The sequence below is a fragment of the Microbacterium sp. A94 genome (genome assembly GCF_051842855.1).
In the GTDB taxonomy this organism is placed as follows: domain Bacteria; phylum Actinomycetota; class Actinomycetes; order Actinomycetales; family Microbacteriaceae; genus Microbacterium.
This window is the reverse complement of sequence record NZ_JBPXMU010000001.1, coordinates 1,045,256-1,066,528: the sequence shown is the minus strand read 5'-3', so window position 1 is coordinate 1,066,528 and position 21,273 is coordinate 1,045,256. Positions and strand designations below refer to the sequence as shown.

At 64.5% G+C, this 21,273-nt stretch carries 18 protein-coding genes; 11 read left to right on the top strand and 7 right to left on the bottom strand.

Annotated elements, in window-relative coordinates; genetic code table 11:
• Nucleotides 1-9 precede the first annotated feature (9 nt).
• Nucleotides 10-765, top strand: coding sequence for a DUF624 domain-containing protein (locus tag ACSU1L_RS05260; protein WP_439254939.1), 756 nt, complete (start codon nt 10-12; stop codon nt 763-765).
• Nucleotides 762-2,780: a beta-galactosidase gene (locus tag ACSU1L_RS05255; RefSeq protein WP_439254938.1), complete on the top strand. Its 2,019-nt coding sequence runs from the start codon at nt 762-764 to the stop codon at nt 2,778-2,780. The genes ACSU1L_RS05260 and ACSU1L_RS05255 overlap by 4 nt, the downstream gene beginning before the upstream one ends.
• Before the next feature lie 31 nt (nt 2,781-2,811).
• Here the strand turns inward: ACSU1L_RS05255 and ACSU1L_RS05250 are convergent, their stop codons facing one another.
• Genes ACSU1L_RS05250 through uxaC form a run of 3 tightly spaced genes read right to left on the bottom strand, consistent with a single transcriptional unit; the run spans nt 2,812 to nt 7,578 of the window.
• Nucleotides 2,812-4,770: an alpha-glucuronidase gene (locus ACSU1L_RS05250; RefSeq protein ID WP_439254937.1), complete on the bottom strand. Its 1,959-nt coding sequence runs from the start codon at nt 4,768-4,770 to the stop codon at nt 2,812-2,814.
• 37 nt (nt 4,771-4,807) lie between these two features.
• Nucleotides 4,808-6,043, bottom strand: coding sequence for a D-mannonate dehydratase ManD (gene manD / locus ACSU1L_RS05245; protein WP_438253407.1), 1,236 nt, complete (start codon nt 6,041-6,043; stop codon nt 4,808-4,810).
• Nucleotides 6,040-7,578, bottom strand: a complete 1,539-nt coding sequence (gene uxaC, locus ACSU1L_RS05240) for a glucuronate isomerase (RefSeq protein WP_439254936.1) — start codon at nt 7,576-7,578, stop codon at nt 6,040-6,042. The genes manD and uxaC overlap by 4 nt, the downstream gene beginning before the upstream one ends.
• A gap of 185 nt (nt 7,579-7,763) precedes the next feature.
• Between uxaC and ACSU1L_RS05235 the strand changes: the two genes are divergently transcribed.
• Nucleotides 7,764-8,771, top strand: a complete 1,008-nt coding sequence (locus ACSU1L_RS05235) for a LacI family DNA-binding transcriptional regulator (protein ID WP_438253409.1) — start codon at nt 7,764-7,766, stop codon at nt 8,769-8,771.
• A gap of 29 nt (nt 8,772-8,800) precedes the next feature.
• Nucleotides 8,801-10,147, top strand: coding sequence for a mannitol dehydrogenase family protein (locus tag ACSU1L_RS05230; RefSeq protein ID WP_439254935.1), 1,347 nt, complete (start codon nt 8,801-8,803; stop codon nt 10,145-10,147).
• 64 nt (nt 10,148-10,211) lie between these two features.
• Here ACSU1L_RS05230 and ACSU1L_RS05225 read toward each other — a convergent pair whose 3' ends face one another.
• The 3 genes from ACSU1L_RS05225 to ACSU1L_RS05215 form a co-directional block, all read right to left on the bottom strand.
• Nucleotides 10,212-10,511 carry a Fe-S cluster assembly protein HesB gene (locus tag ACSU1L_RS05225; protein WP_438253411.1) on the bottom strand — a complete coding sequence of 100 codons (300 nt, stop codon included), beginning with the start codon at nt 10,509-10,511 and terminating at the stop codon, nt 10,212-10,214.
• Between the two features lie 130 nt (nt 10,512-10,641).
• Entirely contained in the window at nt 10,642-11,214 is a 573-nt protein-coding gene (locus ACSU1L_RS05220; RefSeq protein ID WP_439254934.1) for a 1-acyl-sn-glycerol-3-phosphate acyltransferase, read from the bottom strand.
• Nucleotides 11,215-11,240: 26 nt separating this feature from the next.
• Nucleotides 11,241-11,765, bottom strand: a complete 525-nt coding sequence (locus ACSU1L_RS05215) for a DUF6328 family protein (RefSeq protein ID WP_438253413.1) — start codon at nt 11,763-11,765, stop codon at nt 11,241-11,243.
• A 71-nt stretch (nt 11,766-11,836) separates the two neighbouring features.
• On the opposite strand from ACSU1L_RS05215, the gene ACSU1L_RS05210 reads away from it, so the two are divergent.
• Nucleotides 11,837-11,968, top strand: coding sequence for a hypothetical protein (locus ACSU1L_RS05210; RefSeq protein WP_438253414.1), 132 nt, complete (start codon nt 11,837-11,839; stop codon nt 11,966-11,968).
• A gap of 33 nt (nt 11,969-12,001) precedes the next feature.
• On the opposite strand, the gene ACSU1L_RS05205 is transcribed toward ACSU1L_RS05210, so the two are convergent.
• Nucleotides 12,002-13,411, bottom strand: a complete 1,410-nt coding sequence (locus tag ACSU1L_RS05205; RefSeq protein ID WP_438253700.1) for a DHA2 family efflux MFS transporter permease subunit — start codon at nt 13,409-13,411, stop codon at nt 12,002-12,004.
• A 215-nt stretch (nt 13,412-13,626) separates the two neighbouring features.
• Between ACSU1L_RS05205 and ACSU1L_RS05200 the strand changes: the two genes are divergently transcribed.
• From ACSU1L_RS05200 to ACSU1L_RS05175, 6 genes are all read left to right on the top strand, one after another.
• A complete protein-coding gene (locus tag ACSU1L_RS05200) occupies nt 13,627-15,675 on the top strand; it encodes an ABC transporter ATP-binding protein (RefSeq protein WP_439254933.1) in 2,049 nt (682 codons plus the stop codon).
• 112 nt (nt 15,676-15,787) lie between these two features.
• Nucleotides 15,788-17,002, top strand: coding sequence for an ROK family protein (locus ACSU1L_RS05195; protein ID WP_438253416.1), 1,215 nt, complete (start codon nt 15,788-15,790; stop codon nt 17,000-17,002).
• A gap of 47 nt (nt 17,003-17,049) precedes the next feature.
• Nucleotides 17,050-17,892 (top strand): ABC transporter permease, encoded by an 843-nt coding sequence (locus ACSU1L_RS05190; protein WP_438253417.1) that lies wholly within the window; start codon nt 17,050-17,052, stop codon nt 17,890-17,892.
• On the top strand, nt 17,889-18,695 hold the full coding sequence (locus tag ACSU1L_RS05185; RefSeq protein ID WP_438253418.1) for an ABC transporter ATP-binding protein: 807 nt from the start codon (nt 17,889-17,891) through the stop codon (nt 18,693-18,695). Before ACSU1L_RS05190 ends, ACSU1L_RS05185 begins: the two co-directional genes overlap by 4 nt.
• 24 nt (nt 18,696-18,719) lie before the next feature.
• Nucleotides 18,720-19,745 carry an aliphatic sulfonate ABC transporter substrate-binding protein gene (locus ACSU1L_RS05180; protein WP_438253419.1) on the top strand — a complete coding sequence of 342 codons (1,026 nt, stop codon included), beginning with the start codon at nt 18,720-18,722 and terminating at the stop codon, nt 19,743-19,745.
• A gap of 83 nt (nt 19,746-19,828) precedes the next feature.
• Nucleotides 19,829-21,265 (top strand): sulfatase family protein, encoded by a 1,437-nt coding sequence (locus ACSU1L_RS05175; RefSeq protein WP_439254932.1) that lies wholly within the window; start codon nt 19,829-19,831, stop codon nt 21,263-21,265.
• The last annotated feature ends 8 nt before the right edge of the window (nt 21,266-21,273 follow it).

The window sequence follows — 21,273 nt, the reverse complement described above, 5'->3', positions numbered from 1 at the left end:
GAGACGGACATGCCTGAGCTTCTGTTCGAACCGGCCCCGCCGCGTCAGCCGATAGCCGGTGCTCGCGAGTTCGGCCAAGGCCCGCTCGGACGAGCCTCCACTGTCATCTACTGGTACATGATGATCGGGCTCCTCATGGCCCTCACCCAACTGCCCACGCTCGTCGCGGTCATGCTTCTGGATCGCTCAGCCAGCAATATTCCGTTGTATGCGGCGGCCATGATTCCGCTTGCTCCGGCCTTTGCCGCCGGCACCTCGGCCCTATCTCGCCGCGTCCATGATGATGATGCGACGCCATGGCGGGCGTACTGGCGTGGTTTCGGCAGCAACCTCGTCGACGTGCTCCGGTTGTGGCTTCCGCTGCTGCTGCTGGGTGCGCTGATCGCCATGGTGCTCGCCAACAGCGAGGCAGCGGGTATCTCCACCGGCTACGCGCTCGTCCTCATCGTCATCTTCGCCACGCTCACCGTGATCGCGGTACATGCGATGGCGATCAGCACATTCTTCGCGTTCCGTTTCGTGGACGCGCTCCGGCTCGGTGTCGTCTTCCTGGCCCGTCGCCCGCTCTCCTCTCTCGGAGTGCTCTCCCTGCTTGTGCTCGCTGCCGCCGCCGTCATCTTCTCCTCAGAGCTTGTCGTGACTCTGCTGTCGGTGGTGTGGGCGGCCTTGCTGCTGCGCAACGAGCGCCCGGTGCTCCGAGGAGTCGCCGACCAGTTCATTGTTCCCAACCCTGAAGAAAGCCGATTGGAAGCGCAGCGCGAATGAAGATTCTCTATGGTGGCGACTACAACCCTGAGCAGTGGCCTCGTCCGGTCTGGGAAGACGACTACGCAGCATTTGACCTCGCGGGGATCGACACGGTGACCATCGGCGTGTTCGCCTGGTCATACCTGCAGCCGGACGAGAGCACCTACGACTTCTCGCGTCTCGATGAGATTGTTGCGCGTGCCGTCGCCGGAGGCCGCAATATCGTGCTCGCAACCGCGACGGCTGCGCTTCCGCCGTGGCTTGCGACGCAGTATCCCGAGGTCAACCGCACCGACTTCGAAGGGCGGCGCCACCTCTATGGGCAGCGTCATAACGCCTGTCCGAACTCGCCGGTATACCGGCGCCTCTCCGCGGAGCTGGCCGGCAGGATCGCCGAGCGATACGCCGGAACGCCGGCACTGGTGGCCTGGCATGTCGGCAATGAGTACGGGGGCTATGACGGCGGATGCTGGTGTGACAACTGCGCGGTCGCTTTCCGTCTGTGGCTGCGAGAACGGTACGAGACGCTGGACCGACTCAACGACGCCTGGAACGCGACGTTCTGGTCGCATCTGTTCACCGACTGGGATCAGATCGTGCCACCGAGCAAGATCAGTGAGCATTGGCGTGGTCCGGACCACACCGCGTTCCAAGGCATCACGCTGGATTACCGCCGCTTCATATCGGATTCGATGCGGCAGAACTTCCGCGACGAGAAGGCGCGCATTCGAGAGCATGACCCTGACGTACCGGTGACGACAAACTTCATGGGCGCCTACCGGCCTCTCGACTACCACTCCTGGGCGGACGATCTTGACTTCGTGTCGTGGGACAACTATCCGCCCGGTTCGCGCGAGCATGTGCGAATGGCGTTCGCCCACGATCTGATGCGCGGCATCAAGGGCGGCAAACCGTTCTGGGTCATGGAGCAGACTCCCACCATCACCGCCAGCCGTGATGTGAACCCGGTCAAGCGTCCTGGAGTACTGCGGCTGTGGTCATGGCAGGCGGTGGCGCACGGTGCCGATGCGGTGCTCTACTTCCAGATGCGCCAGTCGAAGGGCGCCTGCGAGAAGTATCATGGCGCCGTGCTGGATCACTCCGGCAGAACCGACACACGCGCGTTCACCGAGGCGGCCGTTCTGGGTTCCGAGTTCGAGCACGTGGGCGACACGATCACAGGTGCGAAGACACCGGCGAAGATCGCACTGCTCGTCGACTGGAACTCGTGGTGGGCTGCCGAGATGACAGATGGTTTCAACCGGCACGCGAAGTACATCCCTACCGTTCTCGGTTACTACCGCGCGCTGTGGAATGCGCATGTCGATGTCGATGTGATCTCCGCACAGGCGGATCTGAGCCGGTACGACGTCGTGATCGCACCGATGCTGCATATGCTCACTGGCGACATCGTCGAACGGCTGGAAGCGGTGGCAGGACGGGGCGGTTCCGTCGTCGCGTCGTACTGGTCGGGCCGCGTCGACGTCGACGACAACGCGTTCCTCGCGGATGCGCCGGGCCCGCTCGGTGCGCTGTTCGGCGTACGGGTGGACGAAACCGACTCAGCCGCACCGGGGGAGGCGAATCCCGTGACGCTGGGGGCTGGCGAGGTCGTCTCGGCCGCGGAACTCGTGTTCGAGCTTCTGACCCCTCTCGGGGCAGAGGTCGTGGGAGCGTACGGAGCCGACTTCTATGCCGGAACACCTGCGGTGACCCGCCGCGACGTGCCAGGCGGCGGTCAAGCCTGGTACGTCGGAACCGGACTTGACGATGCCGGATTGGCATGGATCATCGATACGATCCTCGCTCGCCACGGACTGGTCGGGCCCTACGCCGGCATCGCGGATCTCGAGGTGAGCGTTCGCGACAACGGTGATGAACGAACGACGTTCCTCCTGAACCACGCCACCACGGATGTCGAGGTGGCCGCGCACATCGGCGGAACTGACGTGCTCACCGGAAGAAACATCTCTGCTGGCGAGCCGTTGCGACTCAAGCCGACTGACGTGCTCATCATCCGCAGCGACCGCTGAGCTTCTGCCGAGCCCGCGGGGGCACCGATCCTCAGTGGATCGTGCGCCCCGCGGCATCCGGAATACCTGACTTACGCAGGAAATAGGTGTTCACCTGATCGCGCCATTCGCGCGCCGAACGTCGCTGTTCGTCCAGTCGCTCGGCGACACGATCGAACAGTGCGCGCTCGACGTGTCCGTCGAGCGTCGCCCAACGCTCGACCATCTCATCGACGCGATCCGCTCCGGCGAAGTGCGTGTCGTAGATGTGCTGGATCACCGTGCTCCCGGAGTGCAGTACGTGCGAATACGGCACGTGATGGAAGAACAGCAGCAGCTCGTCGGGGCAGGTTGCGGCGCTTTCATACTGTTGACGCAGCGGAGTGAGATATTGCCCGGCAAAGCCGGTGCCGCTGGAGAGGGATCGATCAACGCCGACCCCATCACGATCGGCGAAATGATAGGTGCCCCACGGTGAGTATTCGTAACCGTCGACGGAGGGGCCGTAATGCGAGCCCGGCGTGACCATGAAACCCACCCCGAGCGGGGCGGTGTACAGCTCATACGTCTCCCATGAACGATCCATGATCGCGTGCAGCGTCTCGCGGACAGCCGCATCCACCTGGCCATCGGGAGATGCGAAGGTCAGCGAGATCCACTCGTCCAGCACGGTCGCCGGATCAAGCGTCGGGTCCCAAGCCAGTCGGCCGAATGCGTAGAGGTTGGCCTGCGCGAGCGGATGACCGCTCCAGAAGGCGTCGTCACCCACATTCGACACGGCCGCGATGCCGCCGCCACCGGCCACGATCTGAGAAACCGTCGCTCCGCTGTCATCCAATGCCGAGTTCAGGATCTCGCTCCACCACGGACCGAGATAGCAAACATGCTTCTGGTGACCGGTGTACTCCTGCGTCACCTGCAGCTCTACGGCGAGGCGGGTGCTGGGCATGGCGGCCAGCACCGGTGAGATGGGCTCGCGCGTCTGGAAGTCCATCGGGCCGTGCTTCACCTGCACGATGACGTTGTCGGCGAAGGAGCCGTCCAGAGGTGTGAAATGGTCGTACGCGGCACGCGCGCGATCAGTGCGGCGGTCCCGCCAGTCCTGGCGGTGGTTGTAGACGAAGGCTCGCCAGTGCACAACGCCGCCATGCGGTGCCACGGCTGCCGCGAGCATGTTCGCGCCGTCCGCGTGATTTCTTCCGTAGGCGAACGGGCCGGGTTGACCTTCGGAATCCGCTTTCACGAGGAAACCACCGAAATCCGGAATGCGGTCCCAGACCCGGGCCGCGGCATCCGCCCACCACTGGCGCACGCTCGTATCCAGCGGGTCAGCAGTGCTCAGCCCGCCCAGCCGCATCGGCGAGGCGAAGGAGACGGCCAGGTGCACGCGCACGCCCCAGACACGAAACTCTTCAGCGATGCGTTCGACATCGCCCAGGCGATCGGTGAGCAGCTCTGATTCTGTGGCGCCGACGTTGACGTTGTTGATGGAGACGCGGTCGATGCCGATGGCGGCAAGCAGGCGCGCGTAGGTGCGTACCCGTCGCAGGTCTTCGCGCACAGCTCCGGCGTCGTAGAAGATCGAGCCACCGGCGTAGCCGCGCTCCACCTGTCCCATCACAGGGTGAACGATGACGTTGTCCCAGTGATCCAGCATCCGCAGCGCGTGCGCGGGCCGATGATGGCCGGCGGGCAGGTCGGGGCTGAACGCCCGGTCCCCGAGCCGAACGAGATGGAACCAGCCATGCAGCAGAGAAGTCGTCGAGGCAGCTGACACCGTCGTCGTTTCTGCGCGGTCCAGACGGAACCCGGTGTCGACAGACTCGTCGAGCGTGAAGACGAGATCGGCCTGCGCGTCATCGCTGACGATGACACCACCCGCATCGATGACGTCGGCACGCAACGATTCAACCGGACCTCCGGCGGCGTCTATTCGTACGCGTCGACCGCGTATCGCGGCGAACGCACCGGGAGCGAGCCAGGCGGGGTGGGCGAGGGGGAGGGAAGTCACGAGGTTTCTCCGATGTGAGGAAGGGGAGGTGTCACGGTCACCAGTCGTGGACGGTGCCGTCCTGAAGCCGGTTGAATGGCAGGTACGCCGATTGATAGGCGAACGCCGCAGCTGCATCATCGGCATAGTCGACGCCGAGTCCCGGCTCGTTGCCTGGATGCAGATAGCCGTCGGTGAAGGTGAAGGACGACCGGAATACCTCGTTGGTCGCATCCGAGTGCTGCATGTACTCCTGAATGCCGAAGTTGTGGATCGCGAGATCCAGGTGCAGGGCCGCGGCCATGCCGACCGGGGAGATATCGGTGGGGCCATGGATGCCGGATTTGATCTGATACTGCGCTGCGAAGTCGAGGATACGGCGAACCCCGGTGATGCCGCCGGTGTGCGTCACCGCGGAGCGCACGTAGTCGATGAGCTGCTCACGGATCAGGGTCTGGTAGTCCCACACCGTGTTGAAGACCTCGCCGATGGCCAAGGGCGTCGTGGTGTGCTGACGGACCAGGCGCAGCGCCTCCTGATTCTCGGCGGGGGTGCAGTCCTCGAGCCAGAACAGGTCGTAGGGCTCAAGTTCCTTGCCAAGCTTCGCCGCCTGGATCGGGGTCATGCGGTGGTGACCGTCGTGCAGCAGCGGAAGCTCGGCGCCGAACTCGTTGCGCACGGCCTCGAACACTCCGGGCAGATGGCGAAGGTAGGCCCGCGTGTCCCAGTCCTCCTCCGCGGGCAGCGGGATTCGCTGTGCGGGTTCGTAGTCGTATCGACCTCCCGCGGCCGGCTGAGCGGCGACGCCGTACACCGCATTCACACCGGGAACGGAGGTCTGCACGCGAATCGAGCGGAAGCCCATGTCGAGGTGATGGCGGATCGAATCGAAAAGTTCCGGGATGTCGCGGCCGGAAGCATGACCGTACGCCATGATCCCGGAGCGCGAGGCGCCTCCCAGGAGCTGGTACAGCGGCATCCCCGCGATCTTCGCCTTGATGTCCCACAGGGCGACATCGACGGCAGCGATCGCGGCCATCGTCACAGGGCCGCGACGCCAGTACGCGCTTCGATAGAGAAACTGCCAGGTGTCTTCGATCGTATGAGCGTCTCGTCCGATCAGCAGGGGGACGACATGGTCGCGCAGATACGAGACCACCGAGAGCTCCCGGCCGTTCAACGTGGCATCGCCGAGTCCTGTGACGCCATCCTCGGTTGTGATGCGCAATGTCACGAAATTACGACTCGGGCTGGTGACGAGCACCTCGGCGGAACGGATGCGGGTGCCGGTCATGCGGGAGTCCTCTCAAGGTGGTCCGAAGCTGTGGGGCTGGAGTGCTTCGGGGCAGACGACGGGCGTGGATACGCCTTTTTCGGTAGATGGTAGGCGAGATCTGCTGCGGTCTCGATCGCCTCATCGATGTCGAGCCGGTGCTCGCAGACGAGTCTTCCCAGGTATCCGGCATCGATTCGACGAGCGAGATCGTGACGGGCGGGGATCGAGCAGAACGCGCGGGTGTCATCGACGAAGCCACTGGTGTTGTAGAAGCCCGCCGTATCGGTGATCGCTTCCCGGAACCGGCGCATGCCATCGGGTGAATCCAGGAACCACCACGGTGCTCCGAGCCGGAGTGCCGGGTAGACGCCGGCCAGGGGAGCAAGCTCCCGAGAGAACGTGGTCTCGTCGACCGTGAACGCGATCATGCGGAAGTTCGGATGATGGCCGAAAGCATCCAGCACCGGGCGAAGTCCGTGCACATAATCCGTCGGAACCGGAATGTCGTAACCGATGTCGTGACCGTAGCGCGTCATCGCTGATGACGAGTGGTCGCGCTGAACGCCGGGATGTACCTGCATCGTGAGTCCATCATCGACGGACATCGCGGCCATCTCGAACAACATGTGCGCAGCGAAAGCGCGGCTTTGCGCCGGCGTCGTCTGTCCGCGCAGAGCAGCAGTGAAGATGCGGGATGCTTCGGCGGGATCAAGCGGTGTGGTGTCGGCGCTCATGTGCCCGTGATCTGTCGCTCGGGCGCCCGCCGCGATGAACGACTGCCGCTGTGCTCGCAGCGCTTCGAGGTACGTTCGGTAGTCGTGCACGTCGATGTGCGCGCTCGCCCCCAGCGACAGGATCCGCTCGGCCCAATCGGAAGACGACACGTGCAGCAGCGAGTCGGGACGGAATGTCGGTATGACGCGATCAGCCCACCCCTGTGCTGCCAGTTGCGCATGATGGCTGAGCGAGGATTCCGCAGGGTCGGTGGTGGCAAGCGTCTCGATGCCGAACTGTTCGAAGAGCGCGCGGGGCCGGAACTCGGGAGATCGGAGACGCTCCATGAGATGGTCATAGATTCGGTCGGCGGATGCTGCCGAGGGGCGTTCCGTGACCTCGAAGACTTCGATGAGCACGTGTTCGAGCCAGTATCTCGTCGGGGTGCCGCGGAACAGGTGCCACCCCGCGCAGAACCGCCGCCAGATCTCCCGAGGGCTCTGTTCCGCGGCTTCGACCCCAGAGGGGGCGCGGTTCGCCGGGGGGACGCCGAGACTCTGCACTCCGCGCACGCCCGGGGAGCCGTCGGGAGACGTGCTCTGCGCGACGAGCATGCGCAGCAGATAGTGATCGGGCGTGACGAACAGCGCTGCCGGGTTCTCGAACGGAGCATCGGCTGCGAGCAGGGCCGATTCGACATGGCCATGCATCGAAAGGATGGGAAGAGCGGAGGTCTGCGCCAGAATCTCACGCGCTGCGGATCGCACGCTCGGCTCAGCAGGAAGTGCCCGGTCTGGGTGCAAGTTCCAGGCTCGTGGCGGTGGTACAGGGCGCGTCATAGCTCTCCTCGACGAATGCGAACGTTTGCAGTCTATGGCATCAGCCCGCACCGTCAAGGTTGCAGTTTCTAGGTGAGAGTTGACTACAATCGTTCGTAGAGGTTGATAATTTTTGGCAATCAGCATGCTGGTTGCACTGGCATGGATACCCTGGACGCACCACAGTCCACGATGAGGAGGCGGCATTGGCGGTCACCGCGAAGGACGTCGCAGAAGAATGCGGCCTATCGATCTCAACGGTGTCTCGGGCCCTCGCGGAGCCCGAGCGCGTCGCCGTAGCTACTCGTGAGCGAGTCGTCGCCGCCGCGAACCGACTCGGCTACCATCCGAACCGCGCAGCGTCGGGCCTGCGCGCAGGCCGCACCGGTGTGATCGGCCTGGTCGTTCCCGATCTGGAGAACCCGTACTTCGCTTCGATCGTGAAGGGTGTGCAGAACCGCGCTCGTGCCACGGGCAGAGCGTCGTTCGTCGTCGACTCCGGTGAGGACGCGCATCTGGAGATCGAGCTGGTGCGAGAGCTCAAGAATCAGACGGACGGGATCGTGCTGTGCTCACCGCGCGCTGTGGAGTCAGATCTGGAGATTCTCGGCTCGCGTCCTGTCGTGCTGGTCAATCGCGTCGTCGAAGGCCAGATGTCAGTGACCGCCGATAACGCAGCCGGGATGATGCTCGCGGTTGAACATCTGCGGGCACTGGGCCATCGCCGCATCGCGTACGTCGGCGGACCGGAACGCTCCTGGTCAGATGAGCAGCGTCGTGCGGCGTTGCATCAGGCCGGTGAGAACTTCGCCGACACCGACCTCGTGTCGGTGGGATCCTTCCTCCCGCACGTCGAAGGCGGCCGCGCTGCGGCTGATCTCGTCGTAGCTGCCGGGGCAACAGCCGCGATTGCTTACAACGACCTGATGGCGGTGGGACTCATGGACCGTCTGCGAACGCGAGGAAAGCGAATCCCGGAGGACATTAGCGTGATCGGATTCGATGACACCTATGTTGCCCAGCTCACGTCACCGACGCTGACCAGCGTTCGTGCGGGGCTCGTCGATATCGGTGCGCGAGCCGTCGACGAACTGGTGCTGGATCTGGAGCGACGCCGATTGCGAACGCCGGCGAGCGATCCGGCTGCGGTGGAACTCGCGGTCACACTGCGGGTGAGGGATAGTACATCGGTGCCGCCGAGCGCAGCACGATGACGCTGGCGCGGCTCAGCCGTGCTGCCGTGATGAACGGCTTGCCGGCCGGAATGGAAACGCCCGTCGCTCCGACGCAGATCGGCATTGTGCATTTGGGCATCGGCGCCTTTCATCGTGCGCACCAGGCTGTATATACCCAGCAGGCGATGCGTGCTGGTGATCTGCGGTGGGGGATCCTCGGCGTAACGCACCGCTCGCCGACCGTTCGAGACCAGCTTGTGGCCCAGGACGGGTTGTATTCGGTGGTCACCGCGGGTGCCTCGGGAATCAGCTCACAACTTGTGGGCTCTGTCGTGGATGTGGCGTGGACAGGGGAGGAGACCGAGCGGATCCTTGCGGTGATGGCCGCGCCGACGACCCACATCATCACTCTCACCGTGACGGAGAAGGGGTATTCCCGGCGGGCAGACGGCTCTCTTGACCTCGACGCCGTTGCCGCGGATCTTGACGCCCTGGCACACGACCAGCACCGTGCCGCGCCGGCGTCCACCACGATCGGTCTGCTCGTGCGCGGACTGGTCGCGCGGTGGCGCGCAGGACGCACGCCTCTCACCGTGCTCAGCTGCGACAACCTGGCGGGCAACGGTGCGATTGTGCGCCGGCTTGTCTCGGAGGCTATCGAAACGGAATTTCCGGGTGCGGAGGGAACCGACCTGCGGCGGTGGATATGCGATTCGATCACCTTTCCGGGGAGCATGGTCGATCGGATCGTGCCGGCGACGACGCCGGAGTGGGGGTCTGTCGCGGAGGATCTGCTGGGATTGCGCGATGACGGCGCGGTCATCGGGGAGCCGTTCATGCAGTGGGTCATCGAAGACGATTTCGCTGGCCCCCGGCCGGACTGGGAGAGCAACGGTGCGATCATCACGTCGGATGTGGACGCCTACGAACGCGCAAAGCTGAGGCTTTTGAACGGTGCCCATTCGGTCATCGCCTATGCGGGGGCCCGGCGGGGGCACGACACCGTTGCCGCAGCGATGGGCGATCGCGAGGTCGTGGCAGCGGCTCGAGCAGTGCAGGAGGATGCGAGGGCGAGTCTGTCAGCGCCCGCGGGCATGGATCTGCTCGCCTATTCAGACGAGATCATTGATCGCTTCGCCAACCCGGTCATCATCGACACGACGCGACGTATCGCCGCCGATGCGACCCAGAAGCTTCCGGTGCGGTGGGGAACCGTACGCGCGGAACTCCGCGCAGCAGGCAGAAGCGCTCCGGGGATCGCGCGGGCCTATCAGGAGTGGGCAGCGTTCGTCATTGCGGAGGTGAACGCGAGTCGCCCGCTGGTCGATCCCCGATCGGACGAGCTGCGACTCATCGTGGAGAACGCGTCGTCAGCAGAGGCTGCCCGCGAGATGCTGGTTGCGCTCATGCGTTGAACGACCCGTTCTAGACAGAGGTGGGGTGGGATGCCGTAGCATCCCACCCCACGCTGTTCTCAGATCAAACCGGCTGCGGCAAGATCGTGAAGCTGACGGCGCCCTGATCATCGACATCGGCATCGAGCACCTTGTCGGAAAGTGTCTCGGCGGCATTTGGTTCCAGGAAGACCCGGCTGCCTGCGCCTTCAACGACGACATCAGCGGGTTCGGGGGAGGGCACGACGTGAACGGCGAAGCGTGCTTCGCCGCTCGGGCCCTGTCCATCGGCGGTCTGAATGCGCAGCCCCGCGTCAGCGCTGGCATCCTCTCGGCCGACGATGGTGGTTACAACAGCATCTGCATTTTCGGTCAGGGTGAGCACGAGGCTTTTCCTTCCGGGTTGAGGACATGTTCCAGACAGAACATGTCCGGGCCACGATTCCTCAATCGGGCTTCGTCTTCAAGCCCACCTCAGCTGTTCGGAGGAACCTCTCACCTGCGCCGTCGCGAACTCAGGTCTCCGCGCCTTCGTCACGCAGGCGCGGCTCGGTACGCAGCTCAGGACGCAGACCCGCCTTGTCCGCATAGAACTGACGGATGCGATCCATATCGGATGCCACATCACCGGTCAGCTCGAAGGTCGGTCCCAGCCCCGTGGTCATCGTGGTCCGATCGACAAAGCCGAGTGTCACCGGCATCTGTGCTTCACGAGCGATGCGGTAGAAACCGGATTTCCAGTACGTGTTGGAGCCTCGTGTGCCGTCAGGGGTGACGACCAGTCCGAACACCTCACCACCGCGGATGCGGGCGACGACGTCTGAGACGACCTGACCCGGATCGGAACGATCGACAGGAATGCCGCCGAGACGGCGCATGATCGGTTCGCGCCAGCCGGCGAACAGACTCTTCTTGCCGAGCCAGCGCACGTCGATTCCCAGGCGCCAGGCGATCGCGAGCATCAGAACAAAGTCCCAGTTCGATGTGTGCGGTGCGCCGATGAGCACTGTGGGGCGACCGGGGGCCGCGGAGCCGACCAGCTTCCAGCGGCTGAACGCCCAGAAGATGCGGGCGAGAAGACGAGGCATTCCTCAACAGTATGCGATGCGCGCGCTCAGCCTGCTCGAGGGCCCGTGGACGCCCCAGAGCGTCGACGTCGGGCGACTACCAGCGGCAGCACGAGCCACAGCCCCAACACGATAATCGCGCCGACGATGAGCACGACCACGGCGAAATCTCGCTGCAGCGTGAAGTCGACGATCAGCGTGGTCACCCCGACACTCAGGGCTCCGACCACGACGAGGTTGGCCTTCACGATTCGTGCTCCGAAGCGCACCAGGTCCGGCTTGCGCCGCATGCCGAACAGTGATCGGTGCATCCCCACCGGCGTCAACGACAGGATGGTCGCCAGTGCCGCCAGGCCCACAAGAACGAGATAAAGCGTTCGCTGCACAGCATCGAGGTCGGCGAAACGCGGCTGGAAGGCCACCGCGAGTAGGAAGCCGGACAGCACTTGCGTGCCGGTCTGCATCACACGCAGCTCCTGCATCAGTTCTTCCCAGTTGCGATCGGCCCGTTCGTTGGCGGACTCATCGCGCCCGTCACCGCGAAGGTGGTCGGCTTCGACATCTCGATTCATGGCTCGAGTCTCGATGGCGCGCGCGATCTTGTCCAGGCCCTTGCCTCCGAATACCGGCGTAGCATGGAGCCATGACCACCTTGCCGTCCTCAGACGCCACTGCGAACGTTCAGCCTCTTACTGCTCCTGCAGGACTCAACCTGCTGGGCGATGCCGAAGCGGGATCCTGCTGCGGCGGCTCCTGCTCAACGCCTGCCGAATAGGCACCGCGCCTCGGCGACGATCCCGCAGCAGTCTCAGTGGCCGCCGTGCACGCCCTCGCCGATGTCATCTGCCGGCTTCTTCACGAATGCGCTCAACGCGACCGCACCCAGTGAGATGATCGCGGCGATCAAGAACGCCAGCCGCGCGCCGGGAGCGCCAGCGACCGCCGTCGACAGGCCCTCGCTCTCACCCGCGTGCAGCATCGAGGAGTACGTCACCGTGAGGACAGCAACCCCGGCGGCACCGCCGACCTGCTGAATGGTGTTCAGCGCGGCGGACCCATGCGAGTACAGGTGACGCTGGAGCGATCCGAGTGACGCCGAGAACAACGGCGTGAAGGACATGGCGAGCCCGACCGACATGATCGTCTGCGCGATCACCAGCAGCCACCATACGGTGTGCTCGCCGACGGTCGAGTAGAAGAACAGCGCGGCCGAGACCATGATGGTGCCGGGAACCAGGAGGGTGCGCGTGCCGCGCGCGTCGTAGACGCGTCCCATGATCGGGCCCAACAGGCCCATCAGCACGGATCCGGGCAGCAGGATCAGGCCAGACTGGAGTGCATCGAGACCGGCGACGTTTTGGAGGTACTGCGGCAGCAGCGTCAGCGTGCCGAACATCGACAGAGCCAGGATCGCCATGACGATCACCGCGATCGTGTAGTTGCCGGAGCGGAACACGCGCAGATCGAGCAGCGCGTCATCCTTGCGCTGCAACAGAAGCTGACGCCAGACGAACAGTGCCAGCCCAACAGCGCCGATGGTGAGCGAGAGCACGCCGATGGTCGCTCCGCCCGATTCACCCTCGCCGCCGAACTGGCTGAGGCCGTAGACGACGCCGCCGAAGCCGAATACGGACAGGACGATGGAGAGCACATCGATCGGAGCATCCGTCGTCTCGCCGAGATTCGTCATCCACTTCGCGCCCATCAGCAGCGCGACGATCGCGATCGGCAGAACGATGGCGAACAGAGCGCGCCAGCTCAGCGTCTCAAGTACGGCGCCGGCGAGCGTCGGCCCGATCGCGGGGGCAAGCGAGATCACGAGGCCGACGCGGCCCATCATTCGGCCACGCGACTGCGGCGGCACGACGTTCATCATCGTGGTCATCAGCAGCGGCATCATGATTCCGGTGCCGCCAGCCTGAATCACCCGGCCCAGGAGCAGGATCTCGAACCCGGGAGCGACGAGGCAGACCAGCGTTCCGAGCGAGAACGACGTCATCGCCGCGATGAAGACCTGCCGGGTCGTGAAACGCTGCAGCAGGAAGCCGGTGGTCGGGATGATGATCGCCATCGTCAGCATGAACGCACTCGTCAGCCACTGACCGAGTTCGGGCGGGATGCCGAGATCGGTGTTGAGATGCGGGATCGCGATGCCCATGGTCGTCTCGTTGAGAATCGCGACGAAGGCGGCGACCAGCAGCAGCCAGATCACCCGCATATCGGATGGTGCGATCAGCGGCTGCGGCTTCACGGTGGGAAGGGAACCGGTCGATGCGGTGGCCAAGGCGTCTCCTCAGTGGTTTGGGTGTGGCGGTAGGCCTGAGACGGAGCCGACAGATGAGGCATTCGTTCTAGGGCAACGCTCCAGGATAACCCTGCGGCTGTCATCCTTGTTCCCGCCTCCGCAGATTTTGTTGCGGATAGGCTGACCGAATGAGCATGGGCGGCGGTCGCGGCGGCGGATTTCGTGGTGTTGACGAGGCGGCGCAGAAGCGTTTGAATGCCGAGGCGCCGCGGATCACCGGTCTGGGTAAGCGTGTCGTTGGATTGTTCCGCCCGTACCGCGGACGGATCATCGCCACCGGCTTCCTCGTCGTCGTCGGTGCCGCCATCGCCGTCATCCCGCCACTGATCGTGCAGCGCATCTTCGATGATGCGCTGTTCCCCGTCGACGGAGGCGGCCCCGAGATCGGGCTGCTCATCCGACTCGTGGTCTTCATGGTCGGCCTCTTCCTCCTCTCCGCCCTCCTCGGCATCGCGCAGACCTGGCTCACCTCGACGGTCGGAAACAACGTCACCGGCGATCTGCGCGTGCGCCTGTTCGAGCATCTGCAGGCGATGGAGCTGGGGTTCTTCACGCGAACGAAGACCGGCGTCATCCAATCCCGCCTGCAGAACGATGTCGGGGGAGTGTCCGGTGTGCTGACCAATACGGTCACCAGCATCCTCGGCAATATCGTCACCGTCATCGCCTCACTCGTCGCCATGATCTTGATCGATTGGCGCCTGACCCTCATCGCGGTTGTGCTGATGCCATTCCTGATCATCGTGCAGCGCCGGGTGGGGCAGGTGCGCGCACGCATCGCGGGCGAGACCCAGGAATCGCTGAGTGAGCTGACCTCCATCACCCAGGAGACCCTGAGCGTCTCAGGCATGCTGCTGTCGAAGTCGTTCAACCGTCAGCGCGCAGAATCGCAGCGTTACCAGGACGAGAACCGCAACCAGGTGAAGCTGCAGGTGCGCAGAGCAATGAGCGGTCAGGGTTTCTTCGCGGTCGTGCAGGTGCTGATGGCATCCGTTCCCGCGGTGATCTACCTCGTGTCCGGGTATCTGATCGCCGGCGGCGAGGGAGCGATCACGGCCGGAACCGTCGTCGCGTTCACGACCGTCCAGGCACGGCTCCTGCAACCGCTGATGGGGCTCATGCGTGTCTCGCTGGATCTGCAGACGTCCTCGGCGCTCTTCGCCCGCATTTTCGAGTACCTCGACCTGGTTCCTGAGATCGAAGATGCGCCGGATGCCGTATCGGTCGATGTGGCGCCCGGTCCGCGTGGACAGGTCGAGTTCCAGGACGTCGTCTTTCGCTACCCGGATGCTGCAGCCGATGCCCGACCGACCCTGCAAAGCGTCTCCTTCGTCGCGGAGCCCGGACAGCATGTGGCCTTTGTCGGGCCGTCGGGCGCGGGCAAGACCACCGTGCTGTATCTCGCGCCGCGACTGTACGAAGCTCATGGCGGTTCGGTGCTGTTCGCCGGAGCGGATGTGCGAACCCTGACGCAGGGCTCGATCATCGATGACGTCGGCATCGTCTCGCAGGAGACCTATCTGTTCCATGCCACGATCCGGGAGAACCTGCTCTACGCGAAGCCAGGGGCGTCAGAGGAAGAGCTCATCGCGGCCTGCACCAGTGCGAACATTCACCACATCATCGCCGGGTTCGAGCACGGCTACGATACGGTCGTCGGCGAACGCGGCTATCGCCTTTCCGGCGGCGAGAAGCAGCGCATCGCGATCGCGCGCGTGCTGCTGAAGGACCCGCCGGTTCTCCTGCTGGACGAAGCGACCTCGGCGCTGGACACCGTGTCGGAACGTGTCGTGCAGACAGCTCTCGATGAGGCGGCGAAGGGCCGCACAACCATCTCGATCGCACATCGACTGTCGACAGTGATGGGTGCCGATGTCATCCATGTGCTCGAAGCTGGGCGGATCGTGGAGTCGGGCACGCACAGCGAACTGCTGGCGCGCGGCGGGCTCTACTCCGAACTCGCAGCCGAGCAGGTTGCGGCAACCCGCGTTCTGGAAACCGAGGCCATCGTCGAGGGAACCGTCGCCGGGGGAGTAGCCGCGGCTTTCCTTGATCGACGCGCTGACCGTGCGCCGGAGGACTCAGCCGGAGCAGATGCTGTTGCCGCGCTCACCGCTCCCGTGCCGCTTCTGGACGGGCCGAGCAACGACACACGCGTGTATCCCGCGGAGGGCTGAACAGCCTCCATCATCGCTCCCGGAGGATGATCTGGGAGGACCCCTTACATTTTTCAGATTGAATTATGTCGGAGGGTTGATGGAAAAAATCGCGGCTTCTACTGTTGTCCCCATGTCAACGCCGATCGGAGTGCAAGCACTCGTCCGCAGAACCCACGAGGATCGGGTTCTGCAGGCGTTGCGCGAGCACGGCTCGCTGACACGAACGGAGCTGGCAGCGTACATCGGGCTGTCACGGACCACACTGTCCGAGATCACATCGAGCCTGCTGCGGCGCCGTGTCATCTCGAGCCTTCCGCCTCGGGAAGCCGCGGTCGGTCGCGGACGCCCGGCAAATAAGCTGCGTCTGGATCCGTCCGCAGGTCAGTACATCGGCGTCGACTTTCGGCACAGCCTGGTTCGCGTCGCCGTCGCCAATGCCGCACGTGAACTTATCGCCTCCGACTCCGCCGAATACGACAGCTCCTCGCGCTGGGAAACGCGCATCGAAGCGGCTTTTGCGCTGATCGAATCAATGAGCGCGGAAGCCGATATCCACCTGGACGGTGTGCTCGGCATCGCCGTCGGTCTGCCGGGACCATTCTCCTCGCGGGTGCCGCACGACGAAGACGAACCCCTCGACCGTGCTCGCCACGTCGGTGCCGACCTCGTGCGCCGGTCCTTCTCCGAGCGGTTCGCCGCCGATGTGCTGCTCGACAACAACACGCGCCTTGCCGCGCTCGCCGAAGCAACCTGGCACACTGCCGGCGCTGTCGGCCATCTGCTCTACCTGCGGTTGTCTTTCGGCATCGGTGGTGGCCTCATCATCGACGGCCGACTGGTCTCCGGATCGACGGGGATCTCCGGCGAGTTTGGGCACATGACCGTCAACGGCGTCAGCACGCTGTGCCGCTGCGGTAAGCGCGGATGCCTGGAGACCGTCGCATCCATCGACGCCATCCTCGAACGCTGCCGGACCGCGGGCGCCGCGGTAACGACGCTCGCCGACATGCAGGTCGCAGCTGAGCATGGTGACCCGATCGTGCTCGGAGTCATCCGCGAGACCGGCGTCGCTGTCGGACAGGTGCTCGGCGGGCTGGCCGTCGCACTCAACCCGGCGGAGATCGTCGTCGGTGGAGAAGTAGCGATGATCTCGGATGCCCTCATCCAGCAGGTCGCAGAAACCGTCTCCTACGAACTGCTGCCGGTAGGCGGACGCGGCCCGCGCGTGCGCCGAACTGCGCTCGGCGACGAAGGCGGCGCGATCGGCGGAATCGTCGCGCTGCTCCGGCGCACTCCCGTGCTCAGCGGCTACCCCTCCGGCTCGACGCAGCCGCAATCGACATGACCCGAAGGACGACTGATGAACACCGTACGACGATCAGGACCGAGCCGGTGAGCGCCGTAAGCACCACTGCGCCGCCGGAGACAGCGACCTCGACCCTGGCAACAGGATCCACGGGCGACGGACCCCAGCGCCGGCGCCGCACGAGGAAACGCCGCTTCACCCTGGTACTCAGCACGGCCAGCGTCGTGCTGGGAGTCGGTCTGTGGTGGGTACTGTCGCTCGTCGGCTTCAACCTGCCGACGCCGCCGGCAGTTGCGGTCCGGGCCTGGGAGCTCACCGCCGATGGAACGCTGATCGCCGATATCGGTGCGAGCCTCACCCGCGTGCTCATCGGCTTCGCGCTGGGTACTGCCGTGGCGATTCCGGTCGGATTCCTGATGGGCTGGTACGTATCGGCGCGCGCCGTGATCGAGCCGTGGATCCAGTTCTTCCGCACGATCCCGCCGCTGGCGATCATTCCCCTCGCGATCGTGCTGCTGGGAATCGGTGAAGAGCCGAAGATTCTCGTTATCTTCCTGGCGGCCTTCTTCTCCTGCGTGATCTCGACCTTCCAGGGCGTCGTCGACGTCGACAAGACACTCATCAACGCCGCCCGCGTGCTGGGAGCCAAGGACGGCACGATCTTCGTGCGCGTCGTGGTGCCGGCATCCGTACCCTTCATCCTCGTCGGCATGCGTGTCGGCCTCGGTGCCTCCTGGGCGACCCTGGTCGCCGCCGAGCTCATCGCCGCGCAGCAGGGCTTGGGATATCGGATGCAGTACGCGCAGCTGTACTACGAGATCGAGACGATATTCGTCGGCCTCATCGTGATCGGCGTGCTCGGTCTAGTGATGGACCGACTGCTGCTGCTCGCTGAACGCCGACTCACAGGATGGCAGGAACGCCGATGAACTCGAACACGCAAACCGCCCGCATCAGCGTTCGCGGTGTCACCAAGACCTTCGACCTCAAGGGCGACACCTTCGTCGCGCTCGACAACGTGTCGCTCGACGTCGCCGACAATGAGTTCGTCACCGTCGTCGGCCCCAGCGGCTGCGGTAAATCCACGCTGATGAACATCCTCGCCGGGCTCGACATGCCCACCAGCGGCGAGGCGCTCGTCGATGGTGAAGCCGTGGCGGGTCCCGGACCCGAACGCGGTGTGATCTTCCAGCAGTACGCGCTATTTCCCTGGTTGACGGTGCGCAAGAACGTCGAGTTCGGACTCAAGACCGCCGGGATGAAGGCGGTCGACCGCCGTGCCAAGGCCGATCACTTCATCGAGATGGTCGGGCTGACCGACTTCGCCGATGCGCTGCCGAAAATGCTCTCCGGAGGCATGAAGCAGCGTTGTGCCATCGCGCGTGCCTACGCGGTGGATCCCAGCATCCTGCTCATGGATGAGCCCTTCGGCGCGCTCGATGCGCTCACCAGAGTGAAGCTGCAAGAGCAGCTGCTGCAGACGTGGAGCCAGGAGAAGCGCACCGTCATGTTCATCACGCACGACGTCGACGAGGCCGTGTTCCTCGCCAACCGTGTGGTCGTGATGGCAGCACGACCTGGCCGCATCTACGAGGTCATCGATGTCGATCTGCCCTATCCGCGTACCGAAGAGATGCGATTGAGCGCGGAATTCACCGAACTGCGCAATCGCGTCTGGAGCGCCGTCTACCACCAGAACCCCGGCCACCGGGCCACAGCCGCCGTCGCCTGACGGCCCCAACCCAGAGGAAAACCCATGACACGCATTCTGCGCCGGCGCGGCATTGCTGCCGCTGCCTTGATTGCTGCCGCGACTCTCACCTTTACCGGCTGCGCGAGCAGCAGCCCCGCCGCCGAGGGCGAATCCGCCCCCGAAGCGGTGGAGTTCCCGAAAGTCCGCGTCGGCTACATCGCTGACTTCAACGGTGCGAGCCTGCTCGCGATCGCCGACGAGCAGGGCCTGTGGGAGGAACACGGGCTCGAGGTCGAGACGCCCGTGTTCACCAATGGCCCGCTCCAGATCCAGGCGCTGGGCACGGACAACCTCGACTTCGGATACATCGGACCCGGTGCCATGTGGCTGCCAGCATCCGGTGAAGCGCAGGTCGCGATGATCAACAGCCTCGGAAACGCCGATCGTGTGATCGCTCAGCCCGGAATCACCTCGGTCGAGGACCTCAAGGGCAAGAAAGTCGCCGTTCCGGAAGGAACGTCGGGTGACATGATCCTGACGATGGCGCTCAAAAATGCCGGAATGACCATCGATGATGTCGAGAAGGTCGCCATGGATCCGGCCACCGTCGTATCGGCGTTCGCGTCCGGTCAGGTCGACGCCGCCGGGATCTGGTTCCCGCTGATCGACACGATCCAGGAGCAGGTGCCGGACCTGGAGATCCTCGCCGAGAACGAAGACTTCGCCGACCAGGTCGCATTCCCCAGTGCCATCGTCGCAAACCCGAAGTTCACCGAGGCACACCCGGAGGCGACCGAGGCCGTGCTGGCCGTGTTGCGCGATGCCATGGACTTCCGCGTCGCGAACCTCGACGAGACGATCGAGATCACCGCCGCGATGCTCAAGGGCGATGCGGATGCATTCGCTTCGGATGCCGCCAACGCCAAGTACCTGACCTCGTCCGAGCTTGACGACCTCACCGCGGACGGCACAGTGGCTACCTGGCTCACGAGCTTGAATGAGTACTTCGTCTCGGCGGATAAGCTCGAAGACGCCACTGACGCCTCGACCTACTACCTGGGTGACGCGTTCGTCGCCGCAGGCAAGTAGAACTTTCTTCATCCTTGCCCTGCCGGCCGTGGCGATCACGCGCTGGCAGGGCACCCCCCTGCATTGCCGAACGATTGAGCTGTATGAACACCGCATCCAAGCGCCCCAACATCGTCCTGATCCTCACGGACGACCACGCCTCGCACGCCATCAGCGCGTACGGATCGGCAGTGAACTCCACACCGCGCATCGACGAGATCGCCCAGGCCGGGGTGCGACTGGACAACTGTTTCTGCACGAACGCGCTGTGCACCCCCAGCCGCGCATCGATCCTCACTGGCACGTACAGCCACATCAACGGCGTGACGACTCTGCACACACCGATCGACGCCAGCCAGCCGACGTTCATCTCACAGCTGCGCGAGGCAGGCTACCGCACCGCCGTCGTCGGAAAATGGCACATGGGCGAGGGGGAGGGGCACGACCCGCAGGGCTTTGACTACTGGGCCGTGCTGCGAAACCAGGGGGAGTACTTCGACCCGCAGATCCTCACCGAGGACGGCATCCGCATCGAACCCGGCTACGCCACCGATGTGCTCACCGACCTCGCCCTCGCCTGGCTCGATAAGCAGGAGGGGGACGAGCCCTGGTGTCTGCTGCTGCACCACAAAGCCCCGCACCGCCCGTGGGAGCCGGATGAGAAGCACAAGGGCATGTACAGCGACCCGATCCCGTTGCCGGCAACGTTCGACGACGACTACGCGACGCGGTCATCTGCCGCGCACCGCGCAGCTATGCGCATCGCCGACCACCTCACACTCACCGACCTCAAGGTCGCCCCACCCGAGGGGCTGACATACGAGCAGGCGGCCGTGTGGAAGTACCAGCGCTACATGGAGGACTACCTCGCGTGCGTGGCATCCGTCGACGACAACGTCGGGCGCGTCATCGACTGGCTGCGCGACAGGGAGCAGTTCGACGACACGCTGCTGATGTACACCTCAGATCAGGGCTTCTTCCTCGGCGATCACGGCTGGTTCGACAAGCGGTTCATGTACGACGAATCGTTGCGGATGCCGCTCGTGATGAGCTACCCCGCGCGCATCCCGGTGCGGGAGCAACCGGTGGAGCAGATCGTCACGAACGTCGACTTTGCCCAGACGATCCTCGATTTCGCCGGCGTCGACGCGCTTGACCGGATGCAGGGGGTCAGCATCGTCCCGCAGTTGACCGACGACCCCGAACGCCCGACGCGCGAGGCGATGTACTACCGGTACTTCGAGAACGACGACGTCGACCACCACGCGCTCGCGCACTACGGCATCCGCACCGAACGACACAAGCTCATCTACTTCTATAACGACGGTCTCGGCCTTCCCGGGTCATCACCGCACTCGTACCCGCCGGAGTGGGAGATGTACGATCTCGAGGCCGATCCGGAAGAGCTCAACAACGTCTACCTCGACCCTGCTTACGCCGAGCTGCGCGAGCAGCTGAAAGTGCAGCTGTGGCGGCTGCAGGCACAGCTCGGCGATACCCCGCACCACTCCCAGCCGGTGCCAGCAGGTATCGCAGGCTAAGCGGCGTG

What these genes read in the sequence shown, in the direction of transcription:
- manD (WP_438253407.1), bottom strand. Translation starts at nt 6,043, where the DNA reads ATGACCGGCACCCGCATCCGTTCCGCCGAGGTGCTCGTCACCAGCCCG.
- ACSU1L_RS05195 (WP_438253416.1), top strand. Translation starts at nt 15,788, where the DNA reads ATGTCAACGCCGATCGGAGTGCAAGCACTCGTCCGCAGAACCCACGAG.
- ACSU1L_RS05220 (WP_439254934.1), bottom strand. Translation starts at nt 11,214, where the DNA reads ATGCCTCGTCTTCTCGCCCGCATCTTCTGGGCGTTCAGCCGCTGGAAG.
- ACSU1L_RS05180 (WP_438253419.1), top strand. Translation starts at nt 18,720, where the DNA reads ATGACACGCATTCTGCGCCGGCGCGGCATTGCTGCCGCTGCCTTGATT.
- ACSU1L_RS05255 (WP_439254938.1), top strand. Translation starts at nt 762, where the DNA reads ATGAAGATTCTCTATGGTGGCGACTACAACCCTGAGCAGTGGCCTCGT.
- ACSU1L_RS05230 (WP_439254935.1), top strand. Translation starts at nt 8,801, where the DNA reads ATGAACGGCTTGCCGGCCGGAATGGAAACGCCCGTCGCTCCGACGCAG.
- ACSU1L_RS05185 (WP_438253418.1), top strand. Translation starts at nt 17,889, where the DNA reads ATGAACTCGAACACGCAAACCGCCCGCATCAGCGTTCGCGGTGTCACC.
- ACSU1L_RS05205 (WP_438253700.1), bottom strand. Translation starts at nt 13,411, where the DNA reads ATGCGGGTGATCTGGCTGCTGCTGGTCGCCGCCTTCGTCGCGATTCTC.
- ACSU1L_RS05210 (WP_438253414.1), top strand. Translation starts at nt 11,837, where the DNA reads ATGACCACCTTGCCGTCCTCAGACGCCACTGCGAACGTTCAGCCTCTT.
- ACSU1L_RS05200 (WP_439254933.1), top strand. Translation starts at nt 13,627, where the DNA reads ATGAGCATGGGCGGCGGTCGCGGCGGCGGATTTCGTGGTGTTGACGAG.
- ACSU1L_RS05175 (WP_439254932.1), top strand. Translation starts at nt 19,829, where the DNA reads ATGAACACCGCATCCAAGCGCCCCAACATCGTCCTGATCCTCACGGAC.
- ACSU1L_RS05215 (WP_438253413.1), bottom strand. Translation starts at nt 11,765, where the DNA reads ATGAATCGAGATGTCGAAGCCGACCACCTTCGCGGTGACGGGCGCGAT.
- uxaC (WP_439254936.1), bottom strand. Translation starts at nt 7,578, where the DNA reads ATGACGCGCCCTGTACCACCGCCACGAGCCTGGAACTTGCACCCAGAC.
- ACSU1L_RS05260 (WP_439254939.1), top strand. Translation starts at nt 10, where the DNA reads ATGCCTGAGCTTCTGTTCGAACCGGCCCCGCCGCGTCAGCCGATAGCC.